This is a genomic window from Halorussus vallis, assembly GCF_024138165.1.
GTDB lineage: Archaea > Halobacteriota > Halobacteria > Halobacteriales > Haladaptataceae > Halorussus > Halorussus vallis.
The window spans coordinates 1,264,217-1,277,175 of sequence record NZ_CP100000.1 but is presented as its reverse complement, the minus strand read 5'-3'; the positions used below and the strand labels follow the sequence as shown (position 1 = coordinate 1,277,175).

At 67.5% G+C, this 12,959-nt stretch carries 17 protein-coding genes and 1 tRNA gene; 9 read left to right on the top strand and 9 right to left on the bottom strand.

What is annotated here, in order from left to right:
* Nucleotides 1-17: 17 nt before the first annotated feature.
* Both NGM07_RS06665 and NGM07_RS06660 read right to left on the bottom strand, forming a co-directional pair.
* Nucleotides 18-956 (bottom strand): hypothetical protein, encoded by a 939-nt coding sequence (locus NGM07_RS06665; protein WP_253518638.1) that lies wholly within the window; start codon nucleotides 954-956, stop codon nucleotides 18-20.
* Between the two features lie 90 nt (nucleotides 957-1,046).
* Nucleotides 1,047-1,277: an Lrp/AsnC ligand binding domain-containing protein gene (locus tag NGM07_RS06660; protein WP_253518636.1), complete on the bottom strand. Its 231-nt coding sequence runs from the start codon at nucleotides 1,275-1,277 to the stop codon at nucleotides 1,047-1,049.
* 137 nt (nucleotides 1,278-1,414) lie between these two features.
* On the opposite strand from NGM07_RS06660, the gene NGM07_RS06655 reads away from it, so the two are divergent.
* Together NGM07_RS06655 and NGM07_RS06650 are read left to right on the top strand one after the other, a co-directional pair.
* Nucleotides 1,415-2,110: a potassium channel family protein gene (locus NGM07_RS06655; protein WP_253518633.1), complete on the top strand. Its 696-nt coding sequence runs from the start codon at nucleotides 1,415-1,417 to the stop codon at nucleotides 2,108-2,110.
* 1 nt (nucleotide 2,111) lies between these two features.
* Entirely contained in the window at nucleotides 2,112-2,342 is a 231-nt protein-coding gene (locus NGM07_RS06650) for an Lrp/AsnC family transcriptional regulator (RefSeq protein ID WP_253518631.1), read from the top strand.
* A 43-nt stretch (nucleotides 2,343-2,385) separates the two neighbouring features.
* On the opposite strand, the gene NGM07_RS06645 is transcribed toward NGM07_RS06650, so the two are convergent.
* Nucleotides 2,386-2,931 (bottom strand): DUF5813 family protein, encoded by a 546-nt coding sequence (locus NGM07_RS06645; protein WP_253518629.1) that lies wholly within the window; start codon nucleotides 2,929-2,931, stop codon nucleotides 2,386-2,388.
* A gap of 91 nt (nucleotides 2,932-3,022) precedes the next feature.
* A tRNA-Leu gene (locus NGM07_RS06640) sits at nucleotides 3,023-3,107 on the bottom strand.
* Nucleotides 3,108-3,247: 140 nt separating this feature from the next.
* On the opposite strand from NGM07_RS06640, the gene NGM07_RS06635 reads away from it, so the two are divergent.
* Complete coding sequence (locus NGM07_RS06635; RefSeq protein WP_253518627.1) at nucleotides 3,248-3,457, top strand: hypothetical protein; 210 nt, start codon at nucleotides 3,248-3,250, stop codon at nucleotides 3,455-3,457.
* A gap of 79 nt (nucleotides 3,458-3,536) precedes the next feature.
* Here the strand turns inward: NGM07_RS06635 and pyrF are convergent, their stop codons facing one another.
* Nucleotides 3,537-4,355: an orotidine-5'-phosphate decarboxylase gene (gene pyrF / locus NGM07_RS06630; protein ID WP_253518625.1), complete on the bottom strand. Its 819-nt coding sequence runs from the start codon at nucleotides 4,353-4,355 to the stop codon at nucleotides 3,537-3,539.
* An 81-nt stretch (nucleotides 4,356-4,436) separates the two neighbouring features.
* Here pyrF and NGM07_RS06625 point away from each other — a divergent pair, with 81 nt between their 5' ends.
* Nucleotides 4,437-5,117, top strand: coding sequence for an HAD family hydrolase (locus NGM07_RS06625; protein ID WP_253518623.1), 681 nt, complete (start codon nucleotides 4,437-4,439; stop codon nucleotides 5,115-5,117).
* Here the strand turns inward: NGM07_RS06625 and NGM07_RS06620 are convergent.
* A complete protein-coding gene (locus NGM07_RS06620; RefSeq protein WP_253518620.1) occupies nucleotides 5,070-5,537 on the bottom strand; it encodes a DUF7993 family protein in 468 nt (155 codons plus the stop codon). The genes NGM07_RS06625 and NGM07_RS06620 overlap by 48 nt on opposite strands.
* A gap of 66 nt (nucleotides 5,538-5,603) precedes the next feature.
* Nucleotides 5,604-6,047: a DUF2240 family protein gene (locus tag NGM07_RS06615; RefSeq protein ID WP_253518617.1), complete on the bottom strand. Its 444-nt coding sequence runs from the start codon at nucleotides 6,045-6,047 to the stop codon at nucleotides 5,604-5,606.
* A 683-nt stretch (nucleotides 6,048-6,730) separates the two neighbouring features.
* Between NGM07_RS06615 and NGM07_RS06610 the strand changes: the two genes are divergently transcribed.
* The 3 genes from NGM07_RS06610 to NGM07_RS06600 all read left to right on the top strand — a co-directional run bounded on the left by NGM07_RS06610 (nucleotide 6,731) and on the right by NGM07_RS06600 (nucleotide 8,579).
* Complete coding sequence (locus NGM07_RS06610) at nucleotides 6,731-7,213, top strand: Lrp/AsnC family transcriptional regulator (RefSeq protein ID WP_253518614.1); 483 nt, start codon at nucleotides 6,731-6,733, stop codon at nucleotides 7,211-7,213.
* A gap of 134 nt (nucleotides 7,214-7,347) precedes the next feature.
* On the top strand, nucleotides 7,348-7,761 hold the full coding sequence (locus NGM07_RS06605) for a DUF7344 domain-containing protein (RefSeq protein WP_253518611.1): 414 nt from the start codon (nucleotides 7,348-7,350) through the stop codon (nucleotides 7,759-7,761).
* A 446-nt stretch (nucleotides 7,762-8,207) separates the two neighbouring features.
* Complete coding sequence (locus NGM07_RS06600; protein WP_253518608.1) at nucleotides 8,208-8,579, top strand: 30S ribosomal protein S8e; 372 nt, start codon at nucleotides 8,208-8,210, stop codon at nucleotides 8,577-8,579.
* A gap of 30 nt (nucleotides 8,580-8,609) precedes the next feature.
* Here the strand turns inward: NGM07_RS06600 and radB are convergent, their stop codons facing one another.
* A complete protein-coding gene (radB, locus tag NGM07_RS06595; RefSeq protein ID WP_253518605.1) occupies nucleotides 8,610-9,305 on the bottom strand; it encodes a DNA repair and recombination protein RadB in 696 nt (231 codons plus the stop codon).
* Nucleotides 9,306-9,423: 118 nt separating this feature from the next.
* Here radB and NGM07_RS06590 point away from each other — a divergent pair, with 118 nt between their 5' ends.
* Nucleotides 9,424-10,254 carry a hypothetical protein gene (locus tag NGM07_RS06590; protein ID WP_253518602.1) on the top strand — a complete coding sequence of 277 codons (831 nt, stop codon included), beginning with the start codon at nucleotides 9,424-9,426 and terminating at the stop codon, nucleotides 10,252-10,254.
* Here NGM07_RS06590 and larC read toward each other — a convergent pair.
* Nucleotides 10,251-11,615 carry a nickel pincer cofactor biosynthesis protein LarC gene (gene larC / locus NGM07_RS06585; RefSeq protein WP_253518599.1) on the bottom strand — a complete coding sequence of 455 codons (1,365 nt, stop codon included), beginning with the start codon at nucleotides 11,613-11,615 and terminating at the stop codon, nucleotides 10,251-10,253. The genes NGM07_RS06590 and larC overlap by 4 nt on opposite strands.
* A 134-nt stretch (nucleotides 11,616-11,749) precedes the next feature.
* Here larC and NGM07_RS06580 point away from each other — a divergent pair, with 134 nt between their 5' ends.
* A complete protein-coding gene (locus tag NGM07_RS06580) occupies nucleotides 11,750-12,856 on the top strand; it encodes a M24 family metallopeptidase (protein WP_253518596.1) in 1,107 nt (368 codons plus the stop codon).
* The last annotated feature ends 103 nt before the right edge of the window (nucleotides 12,857-12,959 follow it).

Genomic DNA, 12,959 nt, shown 5'->3' with positions numbered 1-12,959 from the left:
CGCCCTGAGTCGAAGACTCACAGGCCGAAGAACGCCCGGAGCGAAGCGAACCCGAACCAGGTCGCCGCCGCGCCGAGGAGCGCGGCCGCCGCGATTCGCAGTCGGTATCTGGACCGGACCGCGGCCGCCGACCCTTCGTGTATCGTCGTCGTCCCGGCGGCATCGGCTTCGAGTGCCAGACCGTCGGCGCGTTCGACGCACGGTCCGACGGCGGTCGCGGCGGCGCCGGGCGCGAGCGCCGACTCGACGTACCGGCGCTGGTTCCCGGCGTGCTCCCGGTCGAGTTTCCGAGCGTCCTCGTGGTCGACCGAGTCGGACAGCGACTCGTCGGGACCGAGCGACAGGGTGCGCTCTTCGAGGAGGTCGAGGCGCGCGTCGGTCGGGTCGACGCGAACCGGGCCGGCGTCGGTTTCGACGCGGAAGGGGACCCCGTCGCTCCCCTCGCCCCGGACCAGCCAGGTGTCGTTGCCGGTGGCGAAGGGGTCGTGGACCTCGAAGCGCCAGCGCCAGCAGAGCGCCGGTCGGCGTCGAACCGGCGTCGTCGCCGGGTCGCCCTTCGCGACGCCGGAGACGGCGACCCGCTCGCCGTCGCGCGACGGCGAGCGGGTCAGTCCGTAGTACGTCCGGGCGTTCCCCGCCGCGGCCGCGAATCCGAGCAGGCCGCCGACGAACAGCGCCCAGTCGAACAGGAGTCCGAGCGCGTGGGAGCGAAACTCGTAGCGACCCATCTCGGCGAACCGACCGAACTCGTGGAGCGAACCGGCGAGCGCGAGGCCCGCGGGAACGAGGATGCCGAGCGCGGCGACCGCGACTCCGAGTCGTCGCGACACCCCGACCCGTCGAGCGTGTCGTCGGAGGTTCCGGTCGCCGCTCACGTACAGCACGGCCGCGGCGAGCGACGCGAAGAGCACGAAGACGACGACGAGGTACAACTGGAGCGGACTCTTCGCGGCCATACCCGAACTGGAGTCCGCCGGGGCGTAAACGTTTCCCGAGGCTGACGCTTGTCGTCGGTTTCCGAGGGCCTGCAACGCGCCAGAAGGAGCTCAGTCGAGCGACATGTACGTCTTGGTGTCGGCGACGCCCTCCATCCCGGAGATGCCCGACGAGGCGGTCTGGAGCACGTCGTACACCTCCTCGGCGTCAGCTTCCACGACGATGTCGAAGTCGCCGGCGACGACGTGGGCCTCGGTGACCCGCTCGTGTTCGCGGATCGACGCCAGCAGGTCCTCCGAGCGCCCGGCGGCGGTCTTCACCATGATAAAGGCGTGAACCATAGTGGTGTGCGATTCACTACCATACGAGAAAAGCCTTTGGGGCCGCTCGCACCCGCCGCGTTCCGGCGCTCGGGCGGCGCGCGCCGCCGGTCGCGCTCGGAGTAACATTATTCAACCCGTCCGGTGTACTCGTTACCATGCGATTCGTTATCATTGGTTCGGGGCGAGTGGGGCTTCGGACGGCCCGCGTCCTCCGGGAGGAGGGCCACGAGGTCACGCTCGTCGAGCGCGACGCCACCAAGGCCGAGCGCGCCCGCAACGACGACTTCGACGTCATCGAGGGCGACGGCTCGCGCGAGTCGGTGCTGGAGGAGGCCGACCTCGAATCCGCCGACGCCGCTGGCGCGCTCACGGGCGACCTGAACGCCAACTTCGCGGCGTGCATGGTCGCCAAGCACCACGGCTGTCGGACCGTCCTGCGCATCGACGAGGACTACCGCGAGGATATCTACCGGAAGTTCGCCAGCGAGGTCGACGAGGTAGTCTACCCCGAGCGCCTCGGCGCCATCGGCGCGAAGAACGCGCTACTCGGCGGGAACATCCGGGCCATCGCCGACATCGCCCAGAGTCTGCAGGTCGTCGAACTCACCATCACCGACGACTCGCCGGTGAAGGGCTACTCCATCAGCGAACTCTCGCTCCCGGCGAACGCCCGGATTCTGGCGTTCGGCAAGCACGACGAACCGATGGACATCCCGCTGCCGGACGACTCGCTCGAAGTCGGCGACCGCCTCGCGGTGCTGGCCGACTTCGAGGTGCTGGGCGACGTGCGACAGATACTGGTCGGCGACGCCAGCCGCGAAACCGCACAAGCGCTCTCAGGAGGGAACTGAGATGGTCACCGCGTACGTCATGGTCAAGGCGAACACGGGCGAGGCGGACAGGCTGAAGAACGCGATGCTTGACATCGACGGCGTGGTCGACGCCCACATCGTGGCGGGGGACGTCGACATCATCGCCAAACTCGACGTGGACTCGCCCGCGGAGGTCAAGGACATCGCGGCCGACGGCATCCAGAGCATTCGCGGGGTCGAGGACACCCAGACCTACATCGCGATGGACTGAGAACCGAGCCAGAAGAGCGCGAAACCGAGGCGAGGCCGACACCCTACAGGGGTGGCCCGCCCGACGGACTCCCCGCACCGTCCTCGTCGTAGTTCTGCGTCGCCCGGTCGATGAGTCCCGCCGCCGGTTCGCGGTAGTCGTAGCCGGGGATGATGCCCTGTACCCAGGTCCCCTCGACGTAGTCGACTATCGCCAGCGCGTCCTCGGCGGCGAGTTCGGGGTCCGAACGCTCGAAGGTCACCGTCACGACGACCTCCTCGCCCTCGCGCTCGATTTCGGGCGGCGACGCCGCGTCGGTCTGCGCGACGGTGTGGACGTCTTCGAGTCTGAGTTCCAGCGTCTCGTACCAGCCGTCCTGGACGACGTCGGCGACCTCCTCGCCTTCGACCACCGCGTCGAGGACCGGGACGCGGACGACGACGCGATACTCGGCGGCGGCGTCACCGCCGGACGCGCCGGTAGACCCGTGCGTTTCATTCGCGACCACGGTCCCCTCGAACGGCTTGCCGGTCGTCTCGTACTCGCCGTCGCCGACCGCCTCGAACGACGGGTGTTCGCGGAACGCGCGGTCTACTGTCTCGTCGGTCATCTTGCATCGTGGTAGGGGACTGGCCGGAATGTGGGTTTCGACTGCGGGACGGAGGTGCGCCTCGGTGACTCGAGGCTTCCGGAAGGTGAGATGCGAGGGGAGGGATTTGAACCCTCGGACCCCTACGGGAGCGGGTCTTAAGCCCGCCGCCGTTGGCCAGGCTGGGCAACCCTCGCGCGGATTTTCGTTTACCGCACACCCGCAAGTGGGTTTCGGTATGCGAGCGACGTCCGGGTCCTCGAAACCTGACGAACGCGCGACCGTGCGAAACCGACCCACAGACTGATACGCCCGCGAACACAACTGTTCGAATCCCATGAGCGTATCCGGCCTCTGCCAGATCTGCGAGAGCCGCGAAGCCGAACACTCCTGTCCAAACTGCGGCACGCTCGCCTGCGAGAAACACTGGAACGAGGAGTTCGACCTCTGCGTCCAGTGCGCGGCGACGGTCGAGGGTGTCAACCGCGAACCGGGCGGTCGCGTCTCGCCCGAGGACCTGGACGACGACGAAGTGATGCGGTTCTGACTCCGAGTCCGAGCGCGTCGGGGCCGGCGCGCCGGCCCCGACGCGCTCGCCGGTCCGATGTCGAGTTGACGTGCCGATTTCACCGGTGCCGGTTCAGTTGGCGCGCGAGCCGCCGGGCCGCCTGTCCGGCCGCCGCGGCGAAGGCGTCCTCGCCACCCCGACCGCCGGCGACCCCCACGCCCGCGTAGATGACCTCCCGCGAGACGTTGACGAGGCCGACGCCGGCGCCCTCCGGCACTGCGAACGCGGCGACCTCCGGGTCGTTTCTCGCGCCCCCGACGACGAAGAACGGCAGGTCCGGCGCGCGCTCGCGGAGGCCCTCGACGGCCTCGGCGTCGCCGCCGACCAGCAGACCCACGTCGGCCGCGGCGTCGTCGGCCCACTCTTCGACCAGCGACGCCACCCGCTCGGCGAGGGTTTCGCCGCCGGCGAGCTCCCGCGTCTGGAGGTCGACCGCGCCGGCGTTCGGCGTCCGGCAGGCGACGAAGACCGCGGTTTCGCGCTCGAAGAACGGGTCGAGGGCGTCTCGACCGAGGTAAGGGTTCACCGTCACCGCGTCGGCCGAGTCGGCGAGTTTCGCGTACTGGCTGGAGGTGTTTCCGATGTCGGCGCGCTTGCCGTCGAGGACGACCGGCACGCCCTTGCCCTGCGCGTAGGCGATGGTCTCGGCCAGCGCGGTCCAGCCGTCGGGGTCCTCGTAGAACGCGAGGTTCGCCGAGTAGGCCGCGACGTGCTCGTGTGTCGCGTCGACGATGCGGCGGTTGAACGCCCGCCGTGGGTAGTCGTAGTCGGAGACGGCGTCGGGGAGTCGGTCGAGCGCGGGGTCGAGGCCGACCGAGAGGACGCTGTCGGTGGCCCGGATTCGCTCCCCGATGCGCTCGAAGGGGGTCGCGGTCATACCCCCGGTTGCCGGCGCCGGGTCAAGTTCCTTACTCTCCGCCGCAGGTGTCAAGACACCGGGTCGAGAAGGGACGGGTGGATGTCCATCGCCGCCGTCGTTTTCGACTTCGACTACACACTGGCCGTGCCGAACCGCCCGCGAGACGACATTCTCGCGGAAGCCGCCGAGTCGGTCGGGGCACCGCCAATCACCCGAGCGCGGTACCAGGAGGTCCACGCCCGCTACCTCGACGCCGACTCGCGCGAACCCATCTTCGCCGAGATACTCGAAGCGGAGGGCTCCGACGCCGACCCCGCCGCCCTCGCGGCGGCCTACCGCGACGCGGTCGGCGACGCGCTCGTGTCCGTCCCGGGCGTCGAGGGGATGCTGGCCGACCTCAAGGAGGAGTATCGACTCGGCCTGCTCACCAACGGGTCGGTCCGCGCCCAGCAGAGCAAACTCGACCGATTCGACTGGCTCGACGACTTCGAGGCCGTGGTAATCACCGGCAACCTCGACGCCGGCAAACCCGACGAGCGCGCGTTCAAGGCGGTGCTCGACGCGCTCGGCGTCGAACCCGAGCAGGCCGTCTACGTGGGCGACGACCCCGACGCCGACGTCCGCGGGGCGAAGGGCGCAGGGATGTACGCGGTCCAGGTCGTCTTCGAGGGCGGTCCCGACCCGGCCCCGGAGGTCGACGCCTACGTCGAGCGCGACGAACTCGCCGCTGAGCTACCGAGAATCCTCGACGGACTCGCCGCCTCCGCCGAGAGCCCGTAGCACCGCGACGAACACGTCGGTCGCGCGCTTGACCTCCGCGCCGTCCTCGACGAACACGAGCGTCCGCGGCGGTCGCACCGCCTTGGGGCGGACGCGCAGACCGACATCGCCGGCGGCCTCGGCCGCGGCGTCGACGCCCTCGCGGAACTCGACTCTGACGCGGTCGTCGTGGACGTACACCTCCGCGAGAATCTCATCGGCCTCGTCGTTCTCGTCGTCCTCGGCCTCGCCGCTCTCGTCGGTCGCTTCTTCGGCCCGGCGAGCGACCCGGTACGCGAGTTCGCCGTCGGCCGAACCCTCGACGTCGGGGTCGGCGTCGACGACCGCGAGGGCGGCGAACCCCGAGTCCTCGCGGCCGTCCACCTCCGAGGAGAGCAGTTGGGCGATGCGCTTTCCGTCGGTGGTTCGGTCCTCGACCATACCTTCCGGGAGGGCGACCGAGCCGATTAGTCTTCGGCTTTCGGGTCGTGCCCGACCGCCGCCGGGCTACTTCAATTCCTCGCGGGCGGCGGCGGCCTCCTCGCCGACGTCGACGCCGTTGCGCCGGGCGTAGACGACTGCAGCGGCTTCGATGGTGACGCCGAGTCGGCCCTGTAGCTGGTTGACCTCGGCGACGGCGGTCTGCTTGTCGGTGCCGGCCGAAACCACCTTTTCGAGCACCTTCTCGAAGGTCGACTGCTCCTGGAGGATGTTCTCGTCGGGGACGAACTCCTCGGGAATCTCCACGTCGGCGGGGTCGAACTGGGTCACCACGTCGCCGTCCTCGCGGGCGAGCAGGCCCTGGCCGGCCGCGACGTCGAGCAGGCGCTCGGCCTGGTCGGGCGAGAACCAGTCGCGGTCGAGCGACAGCGCGACGACGAACTCGCTCTCTGCCATCTGCTCGCGGCCCTTCTGCTGGAACGGGGCGGCGACCGCGCTGCGCAGACTCATCGGTCCAAAGCGTGCGGGTGTCCGGCCTAAAGGTGACGATGTGCGCCGGGGGAGTGGGACGGACGTTCTGCGCTTCGACGGTCACGGTCCGTCGCACTGGCGTCCTCGTGGGAACGCTACGACAGACGGAGGCTCGATTCACCGATAGATAGAGAGCGTGTCTCGGGCATCCCGTTAGTCGCACCCCCTCTACGTCGGCGAGGTCACAGACCCAACGCAAGTCGAGGCCATGTTGCACCGGAAATCCGGTGTCGTAGTCAAGTCAGAGTTCGTCGGGCCGTGCGCGCTACGTTCCCTCCTGCATCGTGCTGGAATAATCATAACGGTAATGACGTTTAATAGTCTTCACTGTGTGACTCCTAACAATGGTTGTCTTTACGATTGAATGCGTCCAATGCGGGGAAATTCGGACGGCACGGCTAAAGAGTGGTGACGTACTACCCTTCGAACCTGCATGCGCTGAATGTCTTTCTCTCGAATTTACAATAGTTGATGAGGAAAAAGAACCTGCCAGTAATGGTGGAGCTGCGTCGCGTGGTAAATCACCCACTGACTGACTACTCTTCCCTGGTTTACGCGATTCGAGATCGTATTGACACCGCTGAAGGACGGTGTCTCGTTTACCCAGAATCGTCACCTCCCCGTCGGCCAACACTCATGAGCGTGGCCTCGAATAGTACTACATGGCGAACGAAGGTGGTGACACCCCCGACTATTCACTCGATGACGTTGACCGAGGCATACTGTTCGCGCTCCAGCGGGACGCCCGAAACAGTACCGCCCAAGAGATTGCCGATGAAGTCGACGTCTCGGCCAGCACTGTTCGGAATCGCATCGCGAACCTCGAAGAAACCGGCGTCATCGAGGCGTACCAACCGGTCATCAACTACGAAAACGCGGGCTACCAACTTCGCGTGATGTTCGTCGCGACTGCCCGGACCGACAATCGGGCGCGATTGAGCGCAGACGCCCTCGCCATCCGAGGGGTGGTCGACGTCCGCGAGATGATGACCAGCCAGCGCAACCTCTTCATTGAGGTCATCGCACAGAACACCCACGACTTGACTGCCATCACCGAGGAGTTGAACGACCTCGGCCTTGAGATAGTCAGTTCCGAGATTATGGTTTCCCACCACTTCCAAGCGTTCGACGACCTCGAATTTTAGCCAGTTCACATCCATACTCCAAGGATAATACTACCGAATAAACAATAATTGGGCCGATAGTGGCCAAAAGCCGTAATCAATCAGTTGCGGATTAAACAATCTATATCCGAACGCGCCTGGTAGTCCATGGCAAGGTGTCTGACGCTATGTCCAGAGAAAGCGACGTTGAAACTGAGAGAACACTTGACCACTTGCTTCGACTCTTGGCCGATAGACACCGCCGTTACACGCTCTATCACCTCAATGCAACCGAGTTTGATGTCGTCACACTCGACGAGGTAGCCGACTACGTCGCCGAGCGAGACCAGCAGGACATGGAGGAACAAGAGAGGATGCGTGACACCACGCACGAGCGAATTCGAATGTACCTCCACCACAATCACTTGCCAAAATTGGCGGAGGCCGGCCTCATTGACTACGACGCTCGCAGTCAAACCATTCGAAACTGGAGCGAACCGTCCCTGATGGAGTGGGCACAGGACAACCAAAACGAACTGCCCCTACTTCGGTCGCTGTTCTGGACGCCAGCAACACAGGAGAGACTATGAAGGTCGTTGTTGCGCACGAAACCACGGCGGGATACTCCGGTCATTATCACTTCTTGAGTGATGGAGATACCGCGAGTCGCTGCGGGTCAATAAACGAAGAAAGCCAGTTCGCGTCCGACATTGCGGAGGTGTTATCTCGAAAGTCGGCGGAACAACTGGGGTTGACTATCTGTGGCCGGTGTTCCGACATCGTCGACCACCAACCAGTTGATACTCTGGCATACGACGACTGACTCCCGTCGAGGCGTCGTGGTTCATCGTGTACAGTTGGACGAACCACAGCGTTATAGTACGAGTCTCAGTGAGTTCTTGCAAGATCCCACCACGCATCTATCGTCACGACTGCCAGTCAGTCCGAACGAGATTCGAGCATTGCTAGCACCCGACGAAGGAAACGATGGAGCTGAAACGAGGCATATAAGTGTCGCGTGAGCAATTTGGAGGGTATGAAAGACCAGGGACGCTCCACGCGCAAGCGCACGGGCGGACGCCTCCGACCCCAGCACAAGAAGAAGAAGTACGAACTCGGCCGACAGCCGACCGAGACGCGACTCGGCGAGCCGAAGTTCCGCGTCATCGACACCCGCGGTAACACGAAGAAGACCCGCGCGCTCTCGACGAACGTCGCCAACGTCGCCACCGGCGACGAGACGGTCCAGGCCGAGATTCAGGACGTGACCGAGAACGGCGCCAACCCCAACTACGTCCGGCGGAACATCATCACCAAGGGCGCGGTCATCGAGACCAGCGAGGGCACGGCCCGCGTCACGTCCCGGCCCGGCCAGACCGGCAACGTGAACGCGGTCCTCGAAGAGTAATCCGAAAGCGACGTTCGCGATTCCGTTTTTTCAGGGCGTATCGTCGACGCCTTCCAGCCCCGCGTCCGTGATACGGAACTGGGCCTTCCCGCCGGCGGGCTTGGCGCGGTGTTTCTCGAGGGTGGCGCGACGGTTGCCCCCGCGGAAGCGGTCGATGCGGAGCACCGTCCCCGTCCAGTGTTCGAGGGTGTGGCCTCCGAGCGGTCGCGTCCGGTCGCTGTCGGGGTCGGTGTAGACCTGGTTGGTCAGCACGACCGCGAGGTCGTACTTGCGCGCGAGCGACAGCAGGTGGGTGACTTGCCGGGCGACGTCCCGGAGCGCCTCGCCGCCCTCGGTGTCCTCGTTGCGCCTCAGTCGGTAGAACCCCGTCGCGCTGTCGAGGGCCACCACGTCGGCGCGCTCGGCGAGTTCGGCGGTGTCCTTGACCGCCTCCTCCTGTTCGTCGAAGTCGTAGGCCTCCTTGATGATGATGCGGGAGGTCAGGTCCTCCACGTCGTCGCTCCGGGCGCGCGCGACCTGCTCGAACCGCGAGAGCGACAGCCCCTCGGTGTCGATGTAGACCGCGGTGCCGCCTTCCGCGGCGACTTCGACCGCCGCCCCCAGCGCGACGTTGGTCTTGCCCGCCGCGGGCGCGCCGTAGACCTGCGTGACCGTGCCGCGCTCGAATCCGCCGCCGAGGAGTTCGTCGAGGGGGCCACAGCCGGTCGAGATGTACTCGTCGTTCACGCCGGTCGCTTGGCTCTCCCCGGCCAAAAGCCTCCGGATTCGTTCCGACGAGCGGGTTCGGCGGGTCGAGCTTCCCCGATGGAACGAGTTTTTACGCTCGGCGTCCAAGCCGGGAAAAGTGACCGTCGTCGTCGCCACCGAGGACTTCGAGCTGTACCACGGCGTAGTGAACGAGCTACGCGACCGCGGCGTGACCTTTACCACGGTCGAACCCGGCGACGACCTACCGGAGCGGACGCGCGTCGTCGTCCGGGCGGCCGACGACGAGGTCGACGTGGGCGAAGAAAGAACGGACGTGAAGACGGTCGTCGCCGACCCCGAGAACCCCCGGCTGGCCGTCGAGGAGGCGCTTTCGCTCCTCCGGGGGAGCGAGGGACGGACCGTGGTCGGCGTCGACCCCGGCACCCGCCCCGGGGTCGCGGTGCTGTCGGGCGACCTCGTGGTCGCAGCGTTCCACGTCCCGCTGGCCGACGTGGCCGAGGTCGTCCGGAGCGAGGTCGAGGACGCCGTCGACCCCGTCGTCCGGGTCGGCGACGGCGCCCGCCTCCAGGGCGCGAAGATCGTCCGCGAACTCGACGACGTGCCGGTCGAACTCGTCGACGAGACGGGGACCACGCCCTACCTCGGAACCGGCGCGCGGGGGATGGGCGACGTGCTCGCGGCGGTCAACATCGCGCGACTGTCGGGCGAGCGCGTCGAGGGCCGAACTATCGAACCGACCGCCGGGGAGCTACAGGTCATCAAGAGTCGCTCCCGCGAGCGGTCGGCCGACAACCGCGAGATAGACGAGGAGTTGGCCCGGCGGGTCGCCACCGGTCGGCTGACCCTCGAGGAAGCGATGGACGAACACCGGAACGGCCCGGAGTCCGAATCGGCCGGGGACGAGAACGGAACGCGGTGCGGCGGCGAGGGCGACGACCCCACCGCCGAGACGGACGCCGAGGATTAACGGACCGCCGACTCGGCCAGGCGCATCACCTCGCGCACGGGCACGCCCGCTTCGCGCGCGACCGCGGCGCAGTCGTCGTACTCGGCGCTGACGTCGTAAACCTCGCCGGCGTCGTCGCTGGCCAGTTTCACGCTCACCTCGTAGCTGTCGCCCTCGATTTCCACGGTGACCGTCTCGAACTCGCGGTTCGCTATCCAGCGGTGGCGCGCGCCGCCTTCGCGAATCCCGAGCGTGCCGGTTTCCTCGGCGAGTCGTCGGGCGACCCGCTCGGCGTCGTCGGGCTTGCAGACCACCTTCACGAGGTGGCCCGGCCGGGATTTCTTCATCGTGAGCGGGACGACCGACACGTCGCGCGCGCCGACCTCGGCGAGCGACTCGTGGAGGCCGCCGAGCACCTCGGGCGGCGCGTCGTCGAGGTTCGTCTCCAGGACCGCGACGTCGTCGGGGACCAGGCCGCCTGCCGCCGACGCTCCCGCGTCTTCGCCCTCGACCCCCTCGCCGACGAGCGCTCGCAGGACGTTGGGGTGGTCGGGGAAGTCGTACCCGCCGGCGCCGTATCCGGAGGCCGTCACCTTCAGTGGCGGAAGCGAATCGACGCCTTCCGCGAAGTGGGCGAGAATGGCCGCGCCGGTCGGGGTCAGCAATTCGGCCTCGACCAGGCCGCCCCGGAGATGCCAGTCGGCGCGCTCGGCGATCTCGACCACGGCGGGCGTCGGCACCGGGTAGACGCCGTGGCTCATCTCGACCTCGCCGCCGCCCGCGGCCAGCGGCCCGGTGACGATTCGCTCGGGGTCGAGGTCGGCCACGAGGAGCGCCGCCCCGACCACGTCGGCGATGGCGTCGTCGGCGCCGACCTCGTGGAAGTGTGTCGCGTCGAGGTCGGTACCGTGGACGGCGGCCTCGGCCTCGCCGAGGCGTTCGAAGACGGCGAGCGCATCGTCTTCGACGCCCGTGGGGAGTGCCATCGACTCGACGATTTCGACGACCTCGGGGTAGGTTCTGAGTGGGCCGGACCCCTCCGCGTGGTCGTGCGAGTGGTCGTGGGTGTGAGAGTGGCCGTCGTGGGAATGACCGTGACCGTGTTCCTCGTGGGAGTGGTCGTGTACGTCCCCGTCGTGGGAGTGACCGTGGTCGTGACCCGGTTCGTTTTCGTCGTCGCGGTCACCTTCGTCGTCGGTCAACAACACGTCGACCGTCGTCGCCGAGATGCCGTTTTTGTCGGCGGTGCCGACCTCGTAGCGTATCGGCAGGGCGTCCTCGACGGGCGAGAGCGCGTCGCGGTCGGCCCCGGCCGCGAGGAGCGCGGCGAGTAGCATGTCGCCGCTCGCGCCCATCCGGCCGTCGAATGCCAGCGTCTTCATGTTCGGGAGAGGGAGTCGCGCGCCGAAAAAGCCGGTGGTTGTCGGGTCCGTCGTCGCCTCGTCGCCGGGCCTCTCACCCGCGCGAAAGATACCGAAGTCGCCTGCTTCAAGGCGGTGGGCCACAAGCGACCAGTATGACCAAACAGGACCGCCTCGACGCCTACCTCGACGACCGGGACCTCGAAGCCGTCTGGTTCGCCCGCCCCAACGCCTTCGCGTGGCTGACCGGCGGCGACAACGTCGTAGACCGCGAGGGCGACGTCGGCGTCGCCGCGGTCGGTTACGACGGTGACGGCCTCGAAGTCGTGACGAACGACATCGAGGCCGACCGACTCCGCGACGAGGAACTCGAAGACGACGTGCCCGTGACCGAGTTCGAGTGGTACGACGGGTCGCTCGCCGAGGCGGTCGCCGACCACAGCCCCGACCCCGCCGCGGCAGACTTCGACGTCCCCGGCTTCGAGTCGGTCGACGCCTCGCCGCTCCGCCAACCGCTGACCGACGAGGACGTCGAGAAGTACCGCGAACTCGGCCGCGAAACCGCCGAGGCGGTCGAGGCGGTCTGCCGCGAACTCCGGCCCGGCGACGTCGAACACGAGGTCGCCTCCGCGCTCCGGGTCGCGCTCTCCGCGCGGGACATCGAGGCGCCGGTCGCGCTGGTCGGCGGGGCCGAGCGCGCCAAGCGGTACCGCCACTACACGCCCACCCAGCAAGAGATCGGCGACTACGCGCTGGTGTCGGTGACCGCCGAGCGGGACGGCCTCCACGCCAGCACGACCCGGACCGTGGCGTTCGGCGACGAGGACGACCCCGCGCTGAACGAACTGGGCGACAGGCACCACGCCGCCCGAATCGTCGAGGTGACGGCGCTCGGCGCGACCCAGGCCGTCGCGAGGCTGGACGGCGACGCGGCCAGCGTCTTCCAGGGCATCCAGGCCGCCTACGAACACGTCGGCCACGCCGACGAGTGGCGGAGACACCACCAGGGCGGCGCGGCGGGCTACGCGGGCCGCGAGTGGATCGCCACGCTGGACCTCGACGCCGCGGTCACGACGCCGATGGCCTACGCCTGGAACCCGACCGTCCAGGGTGCCAAGAGCGAGGACACGGTCCTGGTCACCGACGACGGCTTCGAGGTGTTGACCGACACCGGCCAGTGGCCGACCACGCCCGTGGACGCATACGATTACGACGCCGTCGTCGAGCGCCCGGACGTGCTGGTAAAGGACGGCGACTGGTGAGGATGTCGGAGCGGTCGGCGGTCAGTACCGTCGGCGGTCGGAGCCGTCGGCCGATGCCGACGGTTCCGACCGCCGACCGCCCATCGTTTTCGACGAACGTCGA

Excerpts from the sequence above, each read along its gene's own strand:
- NGM07_RS06665 (WP_253518638.1), bottom strand. The coding sequence starts at position 956 with ATGGCCGCGAAGAGTCCGCTCCAGTTGTACCTCGTCGTCGTCTTCGTG.
- NGM07_RS06635 (WP_253518627.1), top strand. The coding sequence starts at position 3,248 with ATGAGCGTATCCGGCCTCTGCCAGATCTGCGAGAGCCGCGAAGCCGAA.
- pyrF (WP_253518625.1), bottom strand. The coding sequence starts at position 4,355 with ATGACCGCGACCCCCTTCGAGCGCATCGGGGAGCGAATCCGGGCCACC.
- larC (WP_253518599.1), bottom strand. The coding sequence starts at position 11,615 with ATGAAGACGCTGGCATTCGACGGCCGGATGGGCGCGAGCGGCGACATG.
- NGM07_RS06660 (WP_253518636.1), bottom strand. The coding sequence starts at position 1,277 with ATGGTTCACGCCTTTATCATGGTGAAGACCGCCGCCGGGCGCTCGGAG.
- NGM07_RS06625 (WP_253518623.1), top strand. The coding sequence starts at position 4,437 with ATGTCCATCGCCGCCGTCGTTTTCGACTTCGACTACACACTGGCCGTG.
- NGM07_RS06610 (WP_253518614.1), top strand. The coding sequence starts at position 6,731 with ATGGCGAACGAAGGTGGTGACACCCCCGACTATTCACTCGATGACGTT.
- NGM07_RS06615 (WP_253518617.1), bottom strand. The coding sequence starts at position 6,047 with ATGAGTCTGCGCAGCGCGGTCGCCGCCCCGTTCCAGCAGAAGGGCCGC.
- NGM07_RS06650 (WP_253518631.1), top strand. The coding sequence starts at position 2,112 with ATGGTCACCGCGTACGTCATGGTCAAGGCGAACACGGGCGAGGCGGAC.
- NGM07_RS06580 (WP_253518596.1), top strand. The coding sequence starts at position 11,750 with ATGACCAAACAGGACCGCCTCGACGCCTACCTCGACGACCGGGACCTC.
- NGM07_RS06645 (WP_253518629.1), bottom strand. The coding sequence starts at position 2,931 with ATGACCGACGAGACAGTAGACCGCGCGTTCCGCGAACACCCGTCGTTC.
- NGM07_RS06620 (WP_253518620.1), bottom strand. The coding sequence starts at position 5,537 with ATGGTCGAGGACCGAACCACCGACGGAAAGCGCATCGCCCAACTGCTC.
- NGM07_RS06600 (WP_253518608.1), top strand. The coding sequence starts at position 8,208 with ATGAAAGACCAGGGACGCTCCACGCGCAAGCGCACGGGCGGACGCCTC.
- NGM07_RS06655 (WP_253518633.1), top strand. The coding sequence starts at position 1,415 with ATGCGATTCGTTATCATTGGTTCGGGGCGAGTGGGGCTTCGGACGGCC.